At 62.8% G+C, this 18268-nt stretch carries 17 protein-coding genes; 5 read left to right on the forward strand and 12 right to left on the reverse strand.

Features of this window, described 5'->3' with window-relative positions:
• Window positions 1-17: 17 nt before the first annotated feature.
• The 6 genes from CRO06_RS07145 to CRO06_RS07170 form a co-directional block, all read right to left on the reverse strand.
• Entirely contained in the window at window positions 18-551 is a 534-nt protein-coding gene (locus CRO06_RS07145) for a cytochrome c family protein (protein WP_097058094.1), read from the reverse strand.
• A gap of 7 nt (window positions 552-558) precedes the next feature.
• Complete coding sequence (locus CRO06_RS07150; protein ID WP_097058095.1) at window positions 559-1083, reverse strand: methylamine dehydrogenase light chain; 525 nt, start codon at window positions 1081-1083, stop codon at window positions 559-561.
• Window positions 1084-1098: 15 nt separating this feature from the next.
• A complete protein-coding gene (gene mauD, locus CRO06_RS07155) occupies window positions 1099-1704 on the reverse strand; it encodes a methylamine dehydrogenase accessory protein MauD (protein ID WP_097058096.1) in 606 nt (201 codons plus the stop codon).
• Window positions 1705-1710: 6 nt separating this feature from the next.
• Window positions 1711-2250, reverse strand: a complete 540-nt coding sequence (locus CRO06_RS07160; RefSeq protein ID WP_014992901.1) for a MauE/DoxX family redox-associated membrane protein — start codon at window positions 2248-2250, stop codon at window positions 1711-1713.
• Between the two features lie 14 nt (window positions 2251-2264).
• Window positions 2265-3407, reverse strand: a complete 1143-nt coding sequence (locus tag CRO06_RS07165; protein ID WP_097058097.1) for an amine dehydrogenase large subunit — start codon at window positions 3405-3407, stop codon at window positions 2265-2267.
• Between the two features lie 128 nt (window positions 3408-3535).
• Window positions 3536-4066: a hypothetical protein gene (locus tag CRO06_RS07170; RefSeq protein ID WP_143247725.1), complete on the reverse strand. Its 531-nt coding sequence runs from the start codon at window positions 4064-4066 to the stop codon at window positions 3536-3538.
• 25 nt (window positions 4067-4091) lie between these two features.
• Here CRO06_RS07170 and CRO06_RS07175 point away from each other — a divergent pair, with 25 nt between their 5' ends.
• Window positions 4092-4886 (forward strand): hypothetical protein, encoded by a 795-nt coding sequence (locus CRO06_RS07175; RefSeq protein WP_097058098.1) that lies wholly within the window; start codon window positions 4092-4094, stop codon window positions 4884-4886.
• A 6-nt stretch (window positions 4887-4892) separates the two neighbouring features.
• On the opposite strand, the gene CRO06_RS07180 is transcribed toward CRO06_RS07175, so the two are convergent.
• From CRO06_RS07180 to yrfG, 5 genes are all read right to left on the reverse strand, one after another.
• A complete protein-coding gene (locus CRO06_RS07180; RefSeq protein WP_026948485.1) occupies window positions 4893-5846 on the reverse strand; it encodes a helix-turn-helix domain-containing protein in 954 nt (317 codons plus the stop codon).
• 249 nt (window positions 5847-6095) lie between these two features.
• The gene (locus CRO06_RS07185) at window positions 6096-7640 is read right to left on the reverse strand and encodes a phosphoenolpyruvate carboxykinase (protein WP_026948486.1); all 1545 of its coding nucleotides are present in this window, start codon (window positions 7638-7640) and stop codon (window positions 6096-6098) included.
• A 319-nt stretch (window positions 7641-7959) separates the two neighbouring features.
• Window positions 7960-8814 (reverse strand): Hsp33 family molecular chaperone HslO, encoded by an 855-nt coding sequence (hslO, locus tag CRO06_RS07190; RefSeq protein ID WP_026948487.1) that lies wholly within the window; start codon window positions 8812-8814, stop codon window positions 7960-7962.
• 49 nt (window positions 8815-8863) lie between these two features.
• A complete protein-coding gene (locus tag CRO06_RS07195; RefSeq protein WP_022994322.1) occupies window positions 8864-9253 on the reverse strand; it encodes an RNA-binding S4 domain-containing protein in 390 nt (129 codons plus the stop codon).
• Complete coding sequence (gene yrfG, locus CRO06_RS07200) at window positions 9250-9903, reverse strand: GMP/IMP nucleotidase (RefSeq protein WP_197020953.1); 654 nt, start codon at window positions 9901-9903, stop codon at window positions 9250-9252. Before yrfG ends, CRO06_RS07195 begins: the two co-directional genes overlap by 4 nt.
• Window positions 9904-10043: 140 nt before the next feature.
• On the opposite strand from yrfG, the gene CRO06_RS07205 reads away from it, so the two are divergent.
• Window positions 10044-11492: an aminotransferase-like domain-containing protein gene (locus CRO06_RS07205; RefSeq protein WP_097058099.1), complete on the forward strand. Its 1449-nt coding sequence runs from the start codon at window positions 10044-10046 to the stop codon at window positions 11490-11492.
• Here the strand turns inward: CRO06_RS07205 and CRO06_RS07210 are convergent.
• Window positions 11479-13683 carry a hypothetical protein gene (locus tag CRO06_RS07210; RefSeq protein ID WP_097058100.1) on the reverse strand — a complete coding sequence of 735 codons (2205 nt, stop codon included), beginning with the start codon at window positions 13681-13683 and terminating at the stop codon, window positions 11479-11481. The genes CRO06_RS07205 and CRO06_RS07210 overlap by 14 nt on opposite strands.
• A gap of 584 nt (window positions 13684-14267) precedes the next feature.
• On the opposite strand from CRO06_RS07210, the gene CRO06_RS07215 reads away from it, so the two are divergent.
• The 3 genes from CRO06_RS07215 (at window position 14268) to cysQ (ending at window position 18267) form a co-directional block, all read left to right on the forward strand.
• Window positions 14268-16568 (forward strand): DUF6351 family protein, encoded by a 2301-nt coding sequence (locus CRO06_RS07215; RefSeq protein ID WP_097058101.1) that lies wholly within the window; start codon window positions 14268-14270, stop codon window positions 16566-16568.
• Between the two features lie 308 nt (window positions 16569-16876).
• On the forward strand, window positions 16877-17431 hold the full coding sequence (gene nudE / locus CRO06_RS07220; RefSeq protein ID WP_022994326.1) for an ADP compounds hydrolase NudE: 555 nt from the start codon (window positions 16877-16879) through the stop codon (window positions 17429-17431).
• Between the two features lie 23 nt (window positions 17432-17454).
• Entirely contained in the window at window positions 17455-18267 is an 813-nt protein-coding gene (gene cysQ, locus CRO06_RS07225; RefSeq protein ID WP_097058102.1) for a 3'(2'),5'-bisphosphate nucleotidase CysQ, read from the forward strand.
• The last annotated feature ends 1 nt before the right edge of the window (window position 18268 follow it).

Below are 18268 nucleotides of genomic sequence, written 5' to 3' on the forward strand. Positions count from 1 at the left end.
ATGAATGTCCTCTGTTGTTATGGCGCTGTGGCGGGCATGCCGTCGTTGATGTCGATACCCTGGTCGCGCATGGCACGGATCAGTCCGGCCCGGGTGCCGGGAATGTTGTCCATCATCCGGTGTCGAATCGCCGCCACTTCATCGGCGCTATAGGGCTCGGCGCCGGCCGGGGTGCTGTCCCCGGCGATGCCATCGCGGCGCAGGATCCAGTTCAGCAGCGCCGCCAGTTGTTCGTCGTTCAGCGCCGCCTGAGCCACGCCAGGTACGCGCACCAGAAATTCCCTTCCCCCCGGTACGCGCAGAAAGTTGCCGACAAAGCCGATCATGTTGGGTACATCGTTGGCGGGCGCGCCTTGCCCCTGGGGCAGATGGCAGCCCGCGCATTGCAGCTGATAGTTCACCTCCGGGCGATAGCCGGCCCGTGACAGTGGCACCTGCGGTTGTTCATTACCGGGTGCTGGTTTCTGCCCGGGGTCGGGAAACGCCCGGGCATGCCCGGCAGGGGTGGCCAGACAGGCAACGACCAGCAACAGTGGCGGCAACGGCTTCATACCGGGCTCAGGCGCTGGCCACGCCGCGAATCACCGCGACGGTGCAGTTGTAGACGTTGGCCTTGGCGCCCAGGCACCAGTTGATGTCGTTGTTGTTGAACGGCCGGTACATCGGTTCCTCGCTGTCGTTACGGGTGCAGGCGCACTGACCGCAGCTGTGCTTACCGCAGCAATCGTTGTAGGAGATGATGTAGTCCAGGCCGTCCGCCGGGTTGCGGCAGGTGCCGATCCAGGTGACTTGGGAGACTTCCGTGCCCGGCGGACAACTGGTCACCGAGCCGCCGCAGCAACTGCACAGAAAGCCGTCCACGGAGCAGTAACGCCAGTAGTCGCAGCTGTTGGGATCGCCCGGATCACCGGCGGATGGCGACTCCGCGGCCAGCGCCTTGGCGGTGCGGTCGATGGGTAGCAGCACCGGCATGGCGGTGCCCACCACCATCAGGGAACCAAGTTTGGAAAGAAAATTCCGCCGCGACGTGGTGTTGGCCACGTGCCGGCTGGAGCGTTCGAAAAAACGGTCGAGAAATTTCATGGTCGGACTCCTGGCTCAGGACGGCGTATGCATGGAAGGGGAGGGCTTGTTGAGGTATTCCTGCAGGGTGGCCGCGCCCAGGTGCTCGGTTTCGAACAGGCTGTCCAGGTGTTCCCGTGAGTTCACCAGCCCTTTGGCCTTGAGCACGCCCTGACCATCGATCATCACCGCGTAGGGCAGCTTGCCGATCTGATAGGTCATGCCCACCTGCGGGCTGACCACGTAGCGAGTGCCTTCCAGCCCGAATTCCTTGATCAGTTTTCGTTGCTGTTCCGGCTCACCGTCGCTGATGTACACCACTTCCAGATCGTCGCGGGCCTTATCGATGGCACGCAACGCCGGCAACAGGGATTTGCAGATCGGGCAAGTCGGTGACAGGAAGAACAGCAGTTGAGTGCGATCGGCGGCGTAGCCGAAGTTCACCGGACGCCCCAACAGATCCTCGGCGGTAACCTGGGGCGCGGGCTGATTCACCGCCACGCCTTTGTCCACCATAAGAGCGCCGGCGGGGGCGATACGAGCGTGCAGAACACCGATCTGACGGATCAGGCCAAACACCACCAGAGCCAGGGCGATCAGTAAGCACCAGAGCAGAATGTTGGAAATCAATAGAGCAGTCATAGCGTATTACCTTCCGGTCAAAGCAAGCAGGCGCGGCCGATTCGCCAAGAGGGCATCGGTCGCGGCGTAAATCAGCAGGGTCGCGGCGCCGGCGGCCAACACCACGAAACCGTCGAATAAACCCAGGGTGCGTTCGGCCACGGGCAGGCCGGCCGGTATCGCCAGGGCGATCAGCAAGCCATTGCGGATCAGCAGCAACGGATGCAGGGGTTGCTGACTGTTGGGGCCGGCGCAGCCGCAATCGAGATCGTGGCGCCCGCGCAGCAGATTGGTGATCATGGCCAGGGCGTAGAGCGCGAGCAGGCCGGCGGCGAGAACGGCGCTGGTGACGCGGCTGGGCTGGAACAGCAAGCCCAGGGCCAACGCGCCTTCCAGAACCGGCAGTGCGCGGGCGGTGACCGTGGTCAGACTCGTTGGCAACAGCTGGTAGGCATCCAACTGGCGTTCGAACCAGGCCGGTGCCTGCAATTTATGCAGCGCCGCGCTGGCCAGGATCACCGCCAGGGCCAGGGCGCCGGCGATGCTGATAATCGGATCCAGCGTCATGGTTATTCCTCCACTCAGTGATTGAGGATCAGCGTTGGGGTTTTGCTGACGCCTTCCATGGTGTGAAGGTGCTTGCCGGTTTTCAGATCAAAGGTCTCCAGGCCGCCCTCGATGTTGGTGCCCAGCAGCAGCGGCGCGTCATCGTTGGTGGCGTTGAGGCTCCAGATCAGATTAGGAGCCTCCAGCGTGCCGACCTTTTTGTGGGTCTTCAGATCGAACGCCCAGATGATGGTGCTCGGATCTTCCCACTTGTGCCGCTCATGATCCGGATGCATCAGTACGTAGAGACGATTCAGTCGCGGTGCGATGGCCATCAACTGCCAGCCGCCGGGGGCCCAGCCGTCTTTCTTTTCTTGTTCGCTGGTCAGGGACCAAGTGGGCAGGACCTTGGGTTTGGCGCCGGAGAAATCGACACCGTGAATGACGCCCTCGGTGGTAACGAAATAGAAGGTGTCGCCCAGATGGATGGCCCTTTCCACCAGCTTCTCCTGCTCCGGGTCGAAGAATTGGGTGGTGGTGCGATCACTGACCTTGCCGTTGTCATCCAGGGTGGTGACTTGCAGATCACCACTGCCGCACAGGGATGCGAAACGCCGGTCACCAATCGGGTAAGCGAGAATGCAGCCGTTGATGTTGACCTCGCTGGCCACTTTTTGGGCCTGGGTATCGACCACGGTAATGGTTTGTGACGGCGTGAAGTTGTAAACGTAAACAAAGCGGTCATCGCCGCTCATCGACAGCGCGTACTTCTCGGTCAGCGTGGAGGCGCGCTTGGCGGGGATTTCCACTTCCCAGGAGGGGGACAGGGTGCGGGTATCCCAGGCGGTCAGCACATCGGTACGGGTGCCGCGCACATAGCGGCTGAAAAAGATATCGGCGGTGTAGACCGTCTTCTGATCGTGGGCCAGCACCGCCGGCGCGGCGCCGCCGGTACTGAGCATGCCCAGCACTTTTTGTCGGTCCGGATCCACCACCACCACCCGGGTGGCGACCATGTTGTCGAACTCGAAGTCGATCAGATAACTGCGATGAGGACTGGGAGGGAAAGGCAGTTCGGCCTGGCCGACGGTTTCGGTCGGCAGCGCCGCGTACAAGGACGGTGGGATCAGTGCGGATCCCAGCGCCAGCAGGCCGGCGGCAAATTTGGACAAAGGCATGGTGATTCCCTGTTTTTGGTTATCGATGGCATGGAACACTGCCTTCAGTCTGCGCCGGTCAGGGAAGGGGAAGCTTGAGAATGGGTGCCAACCCGTTGGCTATTCTTGCCAAGACTAAGAGCAGGCTCTTAGAGGCGGGCGCGTACCCGTTGCTGAATGTCGCGAAGCTGGGGTTCGCTGAGTGTGGTGAGCGTATGCAGGCGTTCGGGCAGTCCGCTGCTCTTGCGCTGAACGTAGAGATTGAAGCCTTTGCGTCGATCCCCGCGCACCTGAATATCGGCGATATCCTCATAGGGTATGAGGGCCAGCCGTGGGCGCAAGGTGGTGCCGAACAGAACCCGGAGGATGTCCCCGAACAGGGCTGGCCGGTCGGGCAGCGGCGCCAGAGGGACGTAGTGGATCCCGTGATCGTCCAGTCGGCAACGGATAACCCGGCCGGTACACCACAGCAAGGCCAGCCCGATCATCAGAAACGACAGGCTCATGCCCGCCATGATGACGCCGGGAAAGCTGACCAGCGAGGTCAGATAGAAAAGAATGCTGTCCTTCAGCGATTCACCCGTGCCCAGGCAGATCCAGACCGGCAGGAACCCCATGAAAGTGAAGATGGTGCCCGAGATGGCGGTGGGATAGCGCTTCAGGTAGTAGGATGTTGCCATGTCCGTATTTCGCCGGTAAGCGTCCATGAACGGATTCAAGCACAAAATGGCGGTCAATACCGCCGATCCTGCCCGCGGCTTTCTCTTTGTGGCGTTGCTGTGGCTATGGCCGGTGGTGCCTTGGGCTACGGAGATTGGTCCGCCGGGCGTTTATCTGGATTTTGCCGGCGACCGTCAGGACCGGTACCAGGGGCAACTGACGGCGCCGGAATTCACCGAGCCGCTTTATTTTCTGCTATCGGATTGGGTCGCCGCCGATATCGACGTTGCTGGCGCCGAAGGCACGGTGGTGGCCCGGTTGAGCCGGGAGATGGGGGATATCTGGGGCGGGCCGGGCAGCTATGATCTGGCGGAAGGGCCGGCGCCGGACAGCGGCTCCTGGTTCGCCGGCGTCCTGGCGCCGGGACGCTATGCGCTGTGGGTGGCGTCACCGCAACGCAAGTCCCTCTCCTACACCGTACTCATGACGGCGCCATCGCGCCGGCCCCCAGAGGTTTGGAGCGTGGCGCTCGGGCGTCTGTCGCGGGAGCCGATCCTGGTTACCGAACAACTGGAGGCACCGGTACTGACGCATCGTTATCAGGTGAGGATCGACCGTGAGGTGTTGTTGGAAGCGACGCTCGGCGTGACCGGGCCGATACCTCGGCTGCGGATTCTGTCCGCCGGTGGCCACCACGCCGTGGCACATACCCATGATGGGGAGGATGGCGTGCGCGTCCGGGTGCCGCCGGGCCGTTATCAAGTGGAGATCAGTGGCGAGCGGCCCGCGCACTATGACCTGACACTCCATGCCACGGGGTTTTCCGCAAGCAGGCCCTGACCGACATCAGTTGTGACGGCCCCGTGCCTGCAGACGCCAGTCGCTGGGGCTGATGGCGAAGGCCGCCTTGAAGCTGCGGCTAAAGGACGCACTGTCGGTAAAGCCGTAATCCAGAGCCACTTCAAGAATGCTGCGATGGTCATTGTCGGGCAAGGCGAGAGCGTCGCGCACCGCATCCAGCCGCACCTGGCGGATGAAGCGTCCGGGGGTGACCTGGTGCTCCTGAAACAGGCGGTACAGGGCGCGCCGGGACACATGCAGCGCCTCGGCCAGTTCGTCCGGGCTCAAATGCGGGTCGTCGATATGGGCAAGCACATGCTGATGGGCGGTATCCAGCCGAAGGGTAGGCGAGGCCTGACCCGCCGGCCTGACGGAACAATGGATCAGGGCGGACAGCATTAATTGCACCGCCTGAAAAATGGTCTGGGCGCTGTCGCCGTCGCCGGGGCGCTCCAGTAAAGCCAGCAGGGCGGCAAGGGCCGCGCGGGCGGTGGTGCGATCACTCAACGAACGGCCGCAAAGACGGTCACTAATCTGGTGCCAGCCGGGCACCGCGTGATAGGGCAGGGTCAACACCGTCAATTGCGCCTGGTGATCTTTCTCCAACCGATAGGGGCGGCTGGTATCGCACACGGTGATATCGCCGGGGCGCAGCACCGTACGGTGGCCATCCTGCTCCACCAGCATGCGCCCGGCCTGCTGCCACATGACCTTGAGGTAGCCGGTTTCCGCCCGTTTGATGGCGTAATCGGTGCGGGTGAGCTGGCACTGGTCGGCACGGATCACCGCCACCGAGCGCTCGCCGAGGCTGGTCAGGCGCACCCGGGCATGGAAGTCGTCGTCCCGGGGCGAGGCGATCCTGAGCCAGGGGAAGTTGTCGTTGACGAACTGCCGCCACGGCTGAAATCCCCGCAGGGTGCGGGTTTCCACAAGATGACTGGTGCTGGCTGCGGGTTCCATCGGGACCCTCCGCGTAGGCGTTGGCGAAAAGAAGAGGACGGCTACCGCTTTCCGGTAATGCCGCTACCGGAGCAGCAAACGCCGTGCCAATGCTTCCTTTCCGCCTGGGATTGTTGGACTTTTAAGGAAATATAACAAATTAATGAATTGGGGCAATCAGGCAGAGGGAGGAGGGGGCCGCCATGGACTGCGGCCCACAAAAAAGCCCGCCTAAGCGGGCTTTTTTACTACCGGGCGCTGATCAGGAGATCAGGCCTTGGGGCCGGCGGCGTGGATCTCTTCGGACACATCCGCGTATTTCTCGGCGAAGTTTTTCTCGAACTGCTGCGCCAGGTCACGGGCCTTGGCGTCGTACTCTTCCGGGTTGGCCCAGGTGTTTTTCGGTTGCAGCAGGTTGTCGTCCACACCGGGCACGGTCTTCGGCACATCCAGATTGATGATGTCCAGGTGCTCGGTTTCCGCGTCGTCCAGGGCGCCGCTGAGGATGGCATTGACCACGCCACGGGTGGTGGGGATGCTGAAGCGCTCGCCCTGACCGTAGGGGCCGCCGGTCCAGCCGGTGTTGACCAGGAACACCTTGGAGCCGAATTCTTCCATGCGCTTGATCAGCAGCTCGGCATATTCACCGGCACGGCGCGGGAAGAACGGGGCGCCGAAGCAGGTGGAGAAGGTGCTCTTGATGCCGGGCTCGGAGCCCATTTCGGTGGAGCCGACCAGGGCGGTGTAGCCGCTCAGGAAGTGGTAGGCGGCGGCTTCCTTGCTCAGACAGGACACCGGCGGTAGCACGCCGGTCAGGTCGCAGGTCAGGAAGATCACGTGCTTGGGTTCGCCGGCGCGGTTCTGCGGTACCCGCTTCTCGATGTTTTCCAGCGGGTAGGCGGCGCGGGTGTTCTGGGTCAGGGACACATCGCTGTAGTCCGGCAGGCGGGTTTCGTCGTTAATGATGACGTTTTCCAGCACCGCGCCGAATTTGATCGCGTCCCAGATCACCGGCTCGTTCTTCTGGCTCAGGTCGATGCACTTGGCGTAGCAGCCGCCTTCGATGTTGAACACCACGCCCTTGCCCCAACCGTGCTCATCGTCGCCGATCAGATAGCGGGCCGGGTCCGCGGACAGGGTGGTCTTGCCGGTGCCGGAGAGGCCGAAGAACAGGGCCACATCGCCGCTTTCGCCAACGTTGGCGGAGCAGTGCATCGGCAGCACGTCCTTGGCCGGCAGCAGGAAGTTCTGTACCGAGAACATGGCTTTCTTCATTTCACCGGCGTAGCGCATGCCAGCGATCAGCACTTTGCGCTGGGCGAAGTTGAGGATCACGCAACCGTCGGAGTTGGTGCCGTCGCGTTCCGGATCACACTGGAAGTCCACCGCGTGCAGGATCTGCCATTGGTCCTTGCCGGCCGGATTGTAGGTGTCCGGGCGGATGAAAAGGGTGTTGGCGAACAGATTGTGCCAGGCGGTCTGGGCGGTGACCTTCACCGGCAGGTAGTGCTCTTCGGCGGCGCCAACGTGAAGATGGGAAACAAAGCTGTCACTTTCAGTAACGAAGGACGCCACCCGATCCCAGAGGGCGTCGAACTTGTCCACCGGGAACGGGCGGTTCACCGGACCCCAGTGGATCTGCTCACTGGTGGAGGGTTCGTCGACGATGAAACGGTCCATCGGGGAGCGGCCGGTACGGTGACCGGTTTCCACCACCAGGGACCCGTTGGCGGCCAGTTGGCCTTCGTTGCGCTGAATCGCCAGCTCCACCAGTTGGGCCGGGCTCAAATCGTTGTAAATAATGGGATCGGTCATGGTTTTTCCTGGGCTTGTGGCCGAGCTGCGGGCTTGTACTCGGCGGCCGAAACCGCGTTCAAGGTAGCAAAGCCCCCTAGTTCGCATTGCGGGTGACAGTGCCGGTCTCGTGCCCTTTCGGGGCAAGACCTGAACCGGTGGTGTTTCCCACCTTTCGCCGTTTCCGGACCCGGAAAAACAGGCCAAGGGTAGCCGGACGGCGACTGCACGGGCCCAAGGAAGCAACCGGGTGGATGGCTTCGGGAAGCCCGACAGGGGCGCGATTATGCCAGAAAAGCCAAAAGGTGGCGACGCCGCGCCGGGGTCCGTTGCCACGGTTTTATGTTTCTTTGTGAATCAGCTCAGCCAAATCCACCGCATCGAAGTGTTCCTGGTGGCCGCAGAAGTCGCAGGTCAGGGTGGCTTCCCCCTGTTCGTCCAGGATCGCCTGCAGCTCTTCCTTGCCCAGGGAAACCAGTGCCCGCTGGGTGCGTTCCCGGGAGCAGGTGCAGCCGAATGCCAGCGGCTGCGCCGGCGGCAGCTGGGGCGGCGTGTCGTGGAACAGCCGGTGCAGTACGGTGGCGGTGTCGAGGTCCAGCAACTCCTCGCCACTGAGGGTGCTGGCCAGCGTTTCCAGGTGTTCCCAGGTGATGGCGTTGTGGTCGGCTTCGGCGATCTGATTGGGCAGGCGTTGCAGCATCAGACCGGCGGCACGGCCGTTGCCCGCCGCCAGCCACAGGCGGGTGGGCAGTTGCTCGGATTGGCGGAAATAGCCTTCCAGACAGGTGGCCAGGTCCGGCCCTTCCAGGGGCACGATGCCCTGATACTGGCGGCCCTGCTCCGGGCTGATGGTGATCACCATGGTGCCTTCGCCCAGCAGCGCCGGCAGGTTGGTGCGATCCGCCGGCAGGGATTCGGCGTGGCGAGCCAGCGCGCGCACCTTGCCGTCGTCGCTGCATTCCGCCATCAGTAGGGACAGCGGTCCCTTGCCCTGGGCCTGCAGTGCCAGGCGGCCCTTGAATTTGAGGGTGCTGGCGAGCAGGGCCACGGCCACTACTGCTTCGCTGATCAGGCTCTGCACCACCATTGGGTAGTCGCGGTTGCCGGTGATCGACGCCAGACTGCTTTCCAGGCGGATCAGTTCGCCACGGATGTCGGAGTCCGGGAAGAGAAAACGTTGCTTTTGGTCCTGCATTGGTGCCTTTCCTGCTGTTTTTGGGGCCATGACGACTATGAACAGGCGCCTAGATGTCGTTGTCGCGCTTGAAACGGGCCAGGTCGCGCCGTTCCTTCTTGCTGGGGCGGTGATCCGGGCTGGCGTTGGCACTGTGCGCCAGGCGCCGCTGTTCCGACTTGTCCTGCCGTTGCTGGCGGCTCTCCTCGGTTTCCTGATAGAGCGTCTGAGCGACGCTGGCCGGGCCACGCTTATTGCTGAGGCCTTCGACCCGCACCGTCCACTGCTCATCCCCTTTGCGGATCACCACTTCGCTGCCGGGCTGCACGGTTTTGCTGGGCTTGGCCTTGGCGCCATCGACCTGGATCTTGCCGCCCTCAACGGCCTGCTTGGCGAGACTGCGGGTCTTGAAGAAGCGGGCCGCCCACAGCCAGGAATCAATGCGGGTGCCTTCGCTCATGGCAGCACCCGCAGGAAATCATCGATGGCCTGGAACGGGCGGGTGTCGTCGCGCTCCGGCAGGCTGGAGTCGGGGCGGCGGATGGAAACCAGATGGCCAAGGCCGAAACGGCGTCCGGAATGCAGCACCGGCAGCGAATCGTCCACCAGCAGCGTGCGGGCCGGGTCGAACGGGTGCGCCTCACGCAGATTCCGCCAGAACGGCTGATGCTCCTTGGCGTGGCCATAGTCGTGGCTGGACACCAGGGCATCGAAGTAACGTTCGATGCCGGTGCGTTCCAGTTTCACCTGCAGCGCGTCGCGGTGGGCGTTGGTGACCATGACCACCCGCCGGGAACTGGCCGCGAGGGCGTCCAGGAAAGCCTCGGCACCGGGGCGGATAGCGATACGGTCCGCCGCCGCCCGCTTCAGTTCGGCGATGTTGAGTCCCAGTTCCGAGGTCCAGAAGTCCAGGCAATACCAGTTCAGGGTACCCTGGTGGCGGCCGATCCAGTCATGCAGCTTACGCTCCGCCTGATCGGCGGGCAGCCCATGGGCCTTGGCGTATTGTTCGGGGACGTGCTGCTGCCAGAACCAGTTGTCGAAGCGCAGATCCAGCAGGGTGCCGTCCATGTCCAGCAGCACCGTGTCGATAGCGTTCCAGTCGATCATTGTCATGCCTGTCGGGGGAAGTGCCTGTCGCGGTGGCACAGTATGCAGGATCGGCGCCGGCGCCGAAATACACCGGGTGTCCGGTCCTGGTGCGGCGGTGCATAATCGGGACACATACGACAATAAAATGAGAAGGTTCGGTGAACGAAGAAGGGTTCCTCTACGAGCGGATCAGTCGCCGGCTGTTGGAGCAAATCGGGGCTGGCAGCTATGCCGTGGGGCAGAAGCTGCCCTCGGTGCGGCACTTGAGCCGCCTGTTCCAGGTCAGCGTCAACACGGTGATGCAAAGCTATCGCCAGCTGGAGGCGGAAGGTTATCTGGAGATTCGTCCCCAGTCCGGCGCCTATGTGCGTCATTGCGATGTCCATGACGTGCCGGAGCCGGATGGCTCGCGCTACCCGCTGCTGCCGGTGGAAGTGTCGCTGAGCGAGGAGGTGCTGCATTACATGGAATTGCATGTGGTGCCGCACCAGGTGCGGCTCGGTATCGCCCTGCCGGGCGTCGAGGTGATGCCGGTGGAGCGGGTCACCCAGACGATTCGCGAGGTGGCCCGGCATTACCCCCAGGAAACCTGGGATTACATGCACCCCCATGGCTTTCCGCAGTTCACCCACCATCTGGCCCGCCGCAGCCTGTCGTACGATGTGCCGGTGGTGCCGGACGATATTATCGTCACCGGCGGCGCCATGGAGGGGCTGTCCCTGGCGCTGCGCAGCGTCAGCCGGCCCGGCGACGCGGTGGCGGTGGAGTCTCCCACCTATTACGGCACTTTGTTGCTGCTGAAGACACACCAGCGCCGGGTGGTGGAAATTCCCACCCATCCGCGCCACGGCATCAGCCTGTCGGCATTGGAGCGGGTGTTCGCCGAGCGCGGGGTGTCCGCTTGCATCGTGTCCGCCAATGCTCAGAATCCGCTCGGGTTCACCATGAGCCTGGAACGCAAGCAGGCGCTGTCGGCGCTGGCCCGGCGTTATCAGATCCCGCTGATCGAGAACGATGTTTGGGGCGACACCGTCTACGAAGACGGCGCGCTGCCGGTCAAGGCGTTCGATGAAGACGGCTGGGTGCTGTACTGCAACAGTTTTTCCAAGACCCTGATGCCCGGCCTGCGCATTGGCTGGGTGGCACCGGGCCGGTTCCAGCGGCGCTTCCTGGAACTCAAACAGCTAAGCACCATCACCTCCACCTCCCTGTCGCAGATCGTCATGGGGCGGTTGCTGGAAAGTGGTTTCTACGCTCAGCATATCCGGGATTTGCGCGCTACCCTGCAGAGGCAGGTGGAGGCCACGGCCCGGGAGGTGCGCGCGGCGTTCCCATCGGGTACCCGATTGACCCGCCCCACTGGCGGCTGCGTGCTGTGGGTACGGTTGCCGGGCCGGGTGAATGCCGCGGCGCTGTTCGAAAAAGCGGCCCGGGAAGGGATCCATGTCTTCCCCGGCGGTGTGTTCTCGCTGGACAACAAGCACTCGGATTACTTGCGCCTGAACGCTGGTGGCCCGGTCACTGGAGAGGTAGTGCGGGCGTTACGCTGGCTGGGAAAAGCGGCCGCCGAGCTGGCGGCCGTGGCGGGGAACGCTAATCGCGGCTGAGGCCGGTGTAGTCGTCCGTGTAGCAGGGCGATTCCCCGCATACATCGATCACCGAACCGAACTGTTCCAGGAACGCTGATTTCTGTTGCCGTGCGCTCACTGTGTTGCGCGGGGACTCGTGAGGATCCTCGCCGGCGCTTGGGCCGGTATTGGTCAGCGGAGCATAGGGCGTGCCGTGGCCACTGTCCGGGTCATGGGCGCCGCTGTCCCAGACCATCAGGGCATGGCCGTGATAGGGGTACTGCTGGATGCGCTCAATATCGACATAGGGCACGGTGTCCGGGTGCTCTCCCAATCGGGCGGTCGGCTCATGCATGGCCGCGCCGATGGTGCGAGCCATGATTTCCGCGCTCCAGGTGGTGACCAGGTGATCACCCAGGGCGGGGTGAAGAAGAACGCGCTTGCCGGTGGGGGTGCCGGGCAGGGAACGGCCGGCAAGATGGCTGAGGTAGCCGTTGTTTTCCGCTCTGTCCCAGAGCATTTGCATCAATCCCAGCACCAGGCTGCGATCCAGTTCGTTCGGGTAAGCCTGGTTGAGAATGACGCCGAACCGTTCATTGAAAGGGCCGTACCGGCGCAGTAAAAGGCTGTAGTTGCTGCCGGGCACGCCCAGGACACCACGATGCAGATTCGGGGCGGTGGCAATGAGGGCGCCGCCCAGGATGCCGCCCTGGCTGTTGCCGTCGTAGAACACCTCGGTGGGGTCGTAGATCAGGGTGTTGTCCGGGCCATGGTGGAACGCTGGGTCGGAGGCGAAGCCATCGGGATGGCGCAGCAGCTCGGCCAGGAACATGGCATTGAGCAGGCCCTGTTGGCTACGGTCGAGTTGGCGCGGTAACAGAGAGATGTCAGCGAGGATGTGATGGATCACGCCGGCGATAAAATCCTCTTGAGCCATGCCTATCCAGTCGGTGGCGCAAAACAGGATGTTGTGCTCCGTTTGCATGGCGCGCACGTTTCCGGAGCGGAACTCACCGCCAGGGCCTTCGCCAAACAGACCATGGCCGTAAAGCGCGGGCCGGGCGGGAGTCACCGGGCTGTCCGGATCGGAGAAATCCTGCACCGTGGAGTCCGGGACCTGGCAGCGAAAGCGGGCGGTAAGGGTGTCATCGCCGTTCCACTGTTCCGGCAGAGCGTCCGGTGCGTTGTTCCCGGAATAGTTGAAGCTGGCACCGGGAACGCCTCCAGTTTTATTCAGAAAGTTGGGGACTTCGAAGGTGCCGGTGATGCCACGGCTAAGGCCGGAGCGGGGTTTGCCCTCAATATCCGTGCCGACCTGATCAATGGTGAACGCGGGGGCGCCTCCTCCCAGATTGGCGAAGGCCTGATCGCGGATATGAAGGAGCCGCTCGGTCAGGTTTTTCTGGCTGGCGACGGTAAAGGTCCATGCCTGTATCAGGTCCCGCCGTGCGATACCGTGGCTTTCCAGGGATGCAAACAGGGTGTTCATGCTTTCCCGGCGGGCTTCCAGCACCGGCTCCCCGGTATCTTGACCATCCCGGTAGGCTTTGAAGAGCGCGGACGCTTCAAGGGCTTCCCCCTGGTCATCAACCAGGTTGCGCAGGGCCACGATGTAGGTCCGTCCTTCCAGCAAATTCCGGGCGGGCCGGATGAGCAGGGCGCGGCCTTCCGTGCTGGAGGCATTGGCGTCCATCTCCACCCAGATCAGTTGCCGCTCACCGGTTTCCGCGTCGAGCAGCAGTACTGGGGCGTCCGTGTCCATCGCCTTGGACAGATCGTCGATAGTGACGGCGCCGCTGGCCTCAAGATCCACGTTTCCGGTCCAGGTCTGGATCATGGCGCCGGGCGAGAAACCATCGTTCCGGTTCCACTCGGCGGGATCCACTGGCGTGGCCTCGGTGGTATGTACTCCGGTTGGGGCATAGGGGTTGGCGTCGATGGCGACCGGCTGGGCGATGGGCATCGCCTGCCGCTGGAAATTGACCCGGAGGCCGGTTGGTGTGGCCGCATCGGCTTTGGTGAAGTAGTTGTTCGGAAACGGGTACAGACAACGAGCGGTGACGGTCAGATCGCAGTATTCGGCGCTGGACAGGTCCAGATCGGACAGGTCGGGGGGCGGCTCCCCGGTGGCGGGACCGGACGATGAGCCGGAGCCCCCGCAGGCGGTGAGCAAAAGGAAGGAGCATGCCGCACCGGCAATGGCCAGGCGAGGATGTCGGATACTAAACATGAATCATTCTCCAGAACGACATTTTGTTGTTGTTGGCCTTTTTATCTAGCCATCACCGGGGCCTTTGATGAAAGGCACAGTTTGGAAGAAGCGGCTGGAACAGTGGGGAAAATCCTGGATTTGAAGCCGCCGGGTAGCCGCGGACCGGCTTGGGAAAATAGGGGGGACGCGATAAAAAACGCCGGCTGACGCCGGCGTGGTGAGGCAGTGCAAAAGGTAAGGACGTTAATAGCTCTCCCGAGAGCGCTCACTAATAGCTAACGACCTCGGCGGTTATCTAACCGTCTCGCGCGGCGGCATAACAGATACAGTTGCCGCCATTTGGCTGAAACAGTTGCATAGCCTGATCCGGCCACTTCCGATGACGATACTGTGTCAGCAACTTTGCCGGAACTGTGTCTGTTTTGGCGATGCCGCCATGCCTACCTTCTAAACCGATAACAACAACATCGAGGAGAGACATGATGTCCGTGACAGGATCGGGCGCGCGCGCGTTGTCGGGCTATAGACGGTCGGATTATAGAAGGCCGGGCCGCAAAGGGTCGGACAGTAACGGGTCGGACAACAACGGATGGAAGCAGGGGGTGGCCGGCGCTTTGCTGGTTGGCGCGGCCCTGGCGCTGAGTGCTTGCGGGGGCAGTTCAAGTTCCCATGACAGCACTCCCGAGGTATCCCTGAGCGTGCTGTCCAGTGACCCGCAGTGGGTTAGCGGTGGCGATGCGCGGATTCGCATCGAAGGGGCGCCAGAGGGAGCGACCCTGGCCCTGAACGGCGAGCCGGTGACCGCCGATAGCCTGTCAGAGAAAGAAGAAGGTCTGGAAGGCGTGATCTCCGGCCTGGTTCTGGGCGACAACGCACTGACCGTGAGCGACTCGGAAGGTGGCGTCCTGGCCACGCTCACGCTTACCAATTACCCGCAGGAAGGCCCCATGTTTTCCGGGCCGCATCAGTATCCGTTCGTATGCACCACGGTATCCGAGTTCGGCAAGCAGCCGCTGGTGGATACCGACGGCGACGAAGGCTTCCCGGTTTATGACGAGGGCGGACAGCAGATTGGCCTGAGCCGGGACTGTGGCCTGGAGCCGTTCGTGGAGTACGTTTACCGCGGCACCGACGGCAGCTACAAGCCGATGCCCGAGGACGGTTCCCGGCCGGCGGACATCGCCACCACCACGCTGCTGGACGGTCGCGAGGTGGATTTCGTGGTGCGTTGGGAACGCGGCACCATTAACCGCTTCCTCTATTCCATCGCGATGCTGGCGGAAGCCGGCGAGGATCCCGATTCGCTGGACACCGGCCTTTGGAACGGACGGCTCATGTACCGCTTCCAGGGCGGCGTCGGTATCGGCCACACCCAGGGGCGCATGGACGTTAATCGCCGGGCGTTACAGCCGGACGTTCTGGGCAAGGGCTACGCCATCATCTATTCCACCGGCACCCGCATGTCCGAACACTACAACGTGCAGGTGGGCGGCGAGACCGCGCTAATGGTCAAGGAACGCTTTGTCGAGCTGTACGGCAAACCGCTCTATACGGTTGGACTGGGTGCTTCCGGTGGCGCTATCCAGCAGTACGTATACGGTCAGAACCACCCCGGTCTGATCGACGCGGCGATTCCGGTGCAAAGCTATCCGGACATGGTCACCCAGACCATTCACATCGGCGACTGTGAGTTGCTGGAGTACTTCATGGACGCCACTGACCGGGATAACACCAAGTGGCATGCCACCAAGAACCGCACCTGGCTGGTGGGGCTGAACGCCACTGATGAGGTACCCGATCCATTGGCCGGCGCCAAAACGCAACTGGGGTATGGCACCGCGCCCGGCTCCACCGAGTGCGTGGAATCCTGGCGCGGGCTCACTCCTTTGACCATGAACCCGCATTACGGCCAGGCCCGCAACCAGGAGCAGATGCAGCCGCCGGGGATCATGGATTCGGTGAACTGGAGCCACTACGACGACCTGCGCAACGTCTACGGCGTGGACGGCGAAGGCTATCCCCGCCGCCTGTTCGACAATGTCGGTGTGCAGTACGGTCTGCAATCCTTCCTGGACGGCCATATCTCCGCCGAGGAGTTCCTCAAACTGAACGCCACTGTCGGCGGCTGGAAGCCGCAGAAAGAGATGGTGCAGGAAGGCTTTCCGTTCCTGGGTACCCAGGACGACGTGCTGGCGGACCCAAGCACATTCGACCCCTGGAGCAGCCGCAACATGACCCTCAGTGAGGATCCGTCCACGCCGGCGCCGCGTACCGAGGGTAATCTGGAGGCGATTCGCGCCGCCTATGACGCGGGTATCGTGTTCCACGGGGAGATCGACATTCCGGTGATCGACTGGCGCCCGTATCTGGAGGAAGAACTGGACATGCACAATGCCCACCAGTCCTTCGCCGTGCGCCAGCGCATGATCGATTTCGCCGGCAACGCCGACAATCAGGTGATCTGGTTCAGCGACGCCCGCCCCGAGGAAGGGCCGGACCAGGTGGCGCTGGCACTGGAAGTGGTGGATGAATGGATGGCCAACCTGCTCGCCGACCCGCAAGCGTCGGTGGCCCAAAGCCGGCCAGAGCGCGCCCGGGACGCCTGTTTCGCCACCGATGGCAGCCTGATCGCCCGTGGTGATGATGTGTGGAACGGCGTGCTCGATGAGCAAGCGGATGGGGCCTGTACCCAGACATTCCCGCTCTATTCCACATCGCGCATCGTCGCCGGCGCACCCTATCAGGGGGATGTCTTCAAATGCGCGCTGAAACCCGTCAGCACGGCGCTGCAAGACGGAACCTACGGCGATTGGGCGCCTACGGCGGAGCAGATCGCCGAACTCAACGCCATCTTCCCGCAAGGGGTATGTGACTACAGCCAACCGGATCAGGGCCGGCCCTGATCCTCATCCGGGGCGTCCGGCCGGGCGCCCCGTCTACCTTTCACCGCTCAATCCCGTTACGCTTGGGGCCGAGAGCCTGTTCATGATCTTTACGCCGCCGCGCCGGAGTTCCCTGTTTACCCGGTAGAGAGTGTTGTCAGGTTGTGATTCCGATTGTGCGGTGTAGTCCATCTACATAAACAAGCGTAATCGCGGCCTGGCGGACTCTCCACCTAAGGAAAGTGGAGCCCGGCCCTTCGGGTTGCGCTGGAAAAGCCGCAACGCGGCGGCGTAAAGATCATGAACAGGCTCCTGACACAGGAGCCCCCATGGACGAACAAAAGCCGCGTATTCTGGATACCCGCCTGGTGGCGCAAAGCCGCCTGTTCGGCATCGAAGAGATGCATCTCCGCTTCTCCAACGGCGAGGAGAGAACCTACGAACGCCTGCGTACGCCGCCCTTGGCCGGTGTCATGTGCGTGCCGATGCTGGACCAGGATACGGTGCTGCTGATCCGGGAATACGGCGCCGGCGTCGAGGAATATCTGCTGACCCTGCCCAAGGGGGCCTATGAGCACGGCGAGGACTGGCGCGAGGCGGCCAATCGCGAGTTGAAGGAAGAAGCCGGCCACGGTGCCCGCAAGCTGACCTTCCTGAAGCGCATGTCCTTGTCTCCCGGCTATATGGGCCACCATATCGGTGTGGTGCTGGCGGAGGAACTTTATGAGGAATCGCTGCCCGGCGATGAACCGGAGCCGCTGGAAGTGGTCCCCTGGAAACTGTCCGAGCTGGATCGTCTGATCGAGCGGGACGATATGACCGAAGCGCGGGTCATCGCCGCGCTGTATATGACGCAACGCATTCTCGACCAACGCCATTCTTGACCAACGAAAAGCGGAAAGCCGTAATGACTGACTTTAATGCCCTGCTGGACTCCCTCTCCAAGATCGCTCGTGACGCGGGCAGCGCCATTCTGACAGTGTATGAGCGGGATGATTTGGGCGTGGAAACCAAAGACGACAAATCGCCGATCACCGAGGCGGATAAAGCCGCCCACGACATCATTGTCGCCGGCCTCGAGACGCTGACGCCGGAGATTCCGGTGTATTCCGAGGAATCCGGAGACATCGACTACGCCACCCGCAAGGACTGGCCGCGGTTCTGGCTGGTGGACCCGCTGGATGGGACCAAGGAGTTCATCAAGCGTAATGGTGAGTTCACCGTGAACATCGCGCTGATCGAAGGTGATACGCCGGTGCTGGGCGTGGTCTATGTGCCGGTCACCGGTGTGCTGTACCTGGGTGGGCGCGGCGTTGGCGCCTTCAAGGAGGAGAATGGCGACCGCGCTGCCATTCAATGCCGTGAGCGCACCACACCGGTGGTAATGGTGGCCAGCCGCAGCCATGGTGGTGAAGCGGTGGAGAAACTGGAGGCCTTCATTCGCGAGGAAGTCGGCGAAGTGGAGCGCACCTCCATGGGGTCGTCGCTTAAGCTGTGTCTGGTGGCGGAAGGCAAGGCGGACCTCTATCCGCGCCTGGCGCCCACCAGCGAATGGGACACCGCCGCCGCCCATGCGGTGGTGTCCGCCGCCGGTGGCGTGGTGGTGAACACCGCCTTTCAGCCGTTGGTCTACAATAAACCGGACATCCTCAATCCCCACTTTCTGGTGCTCGGCCAGGCGGTGGACAGCTGGCGGTTTATCGCCCCCGCCCTGGAGTAAC

Origin of the sequence: Alloalcanivorax xenomutans (assembly GCF_900217905.1) — a bacterium.
Classification (GTDB): domain Bacteria; phylum Pseudomonadota; class Gammaproteobacteria; order Pseudomonadales; family Alcanivoracaceae; genus Alloalcanivorax; species Alloalcanivorax xenomutans.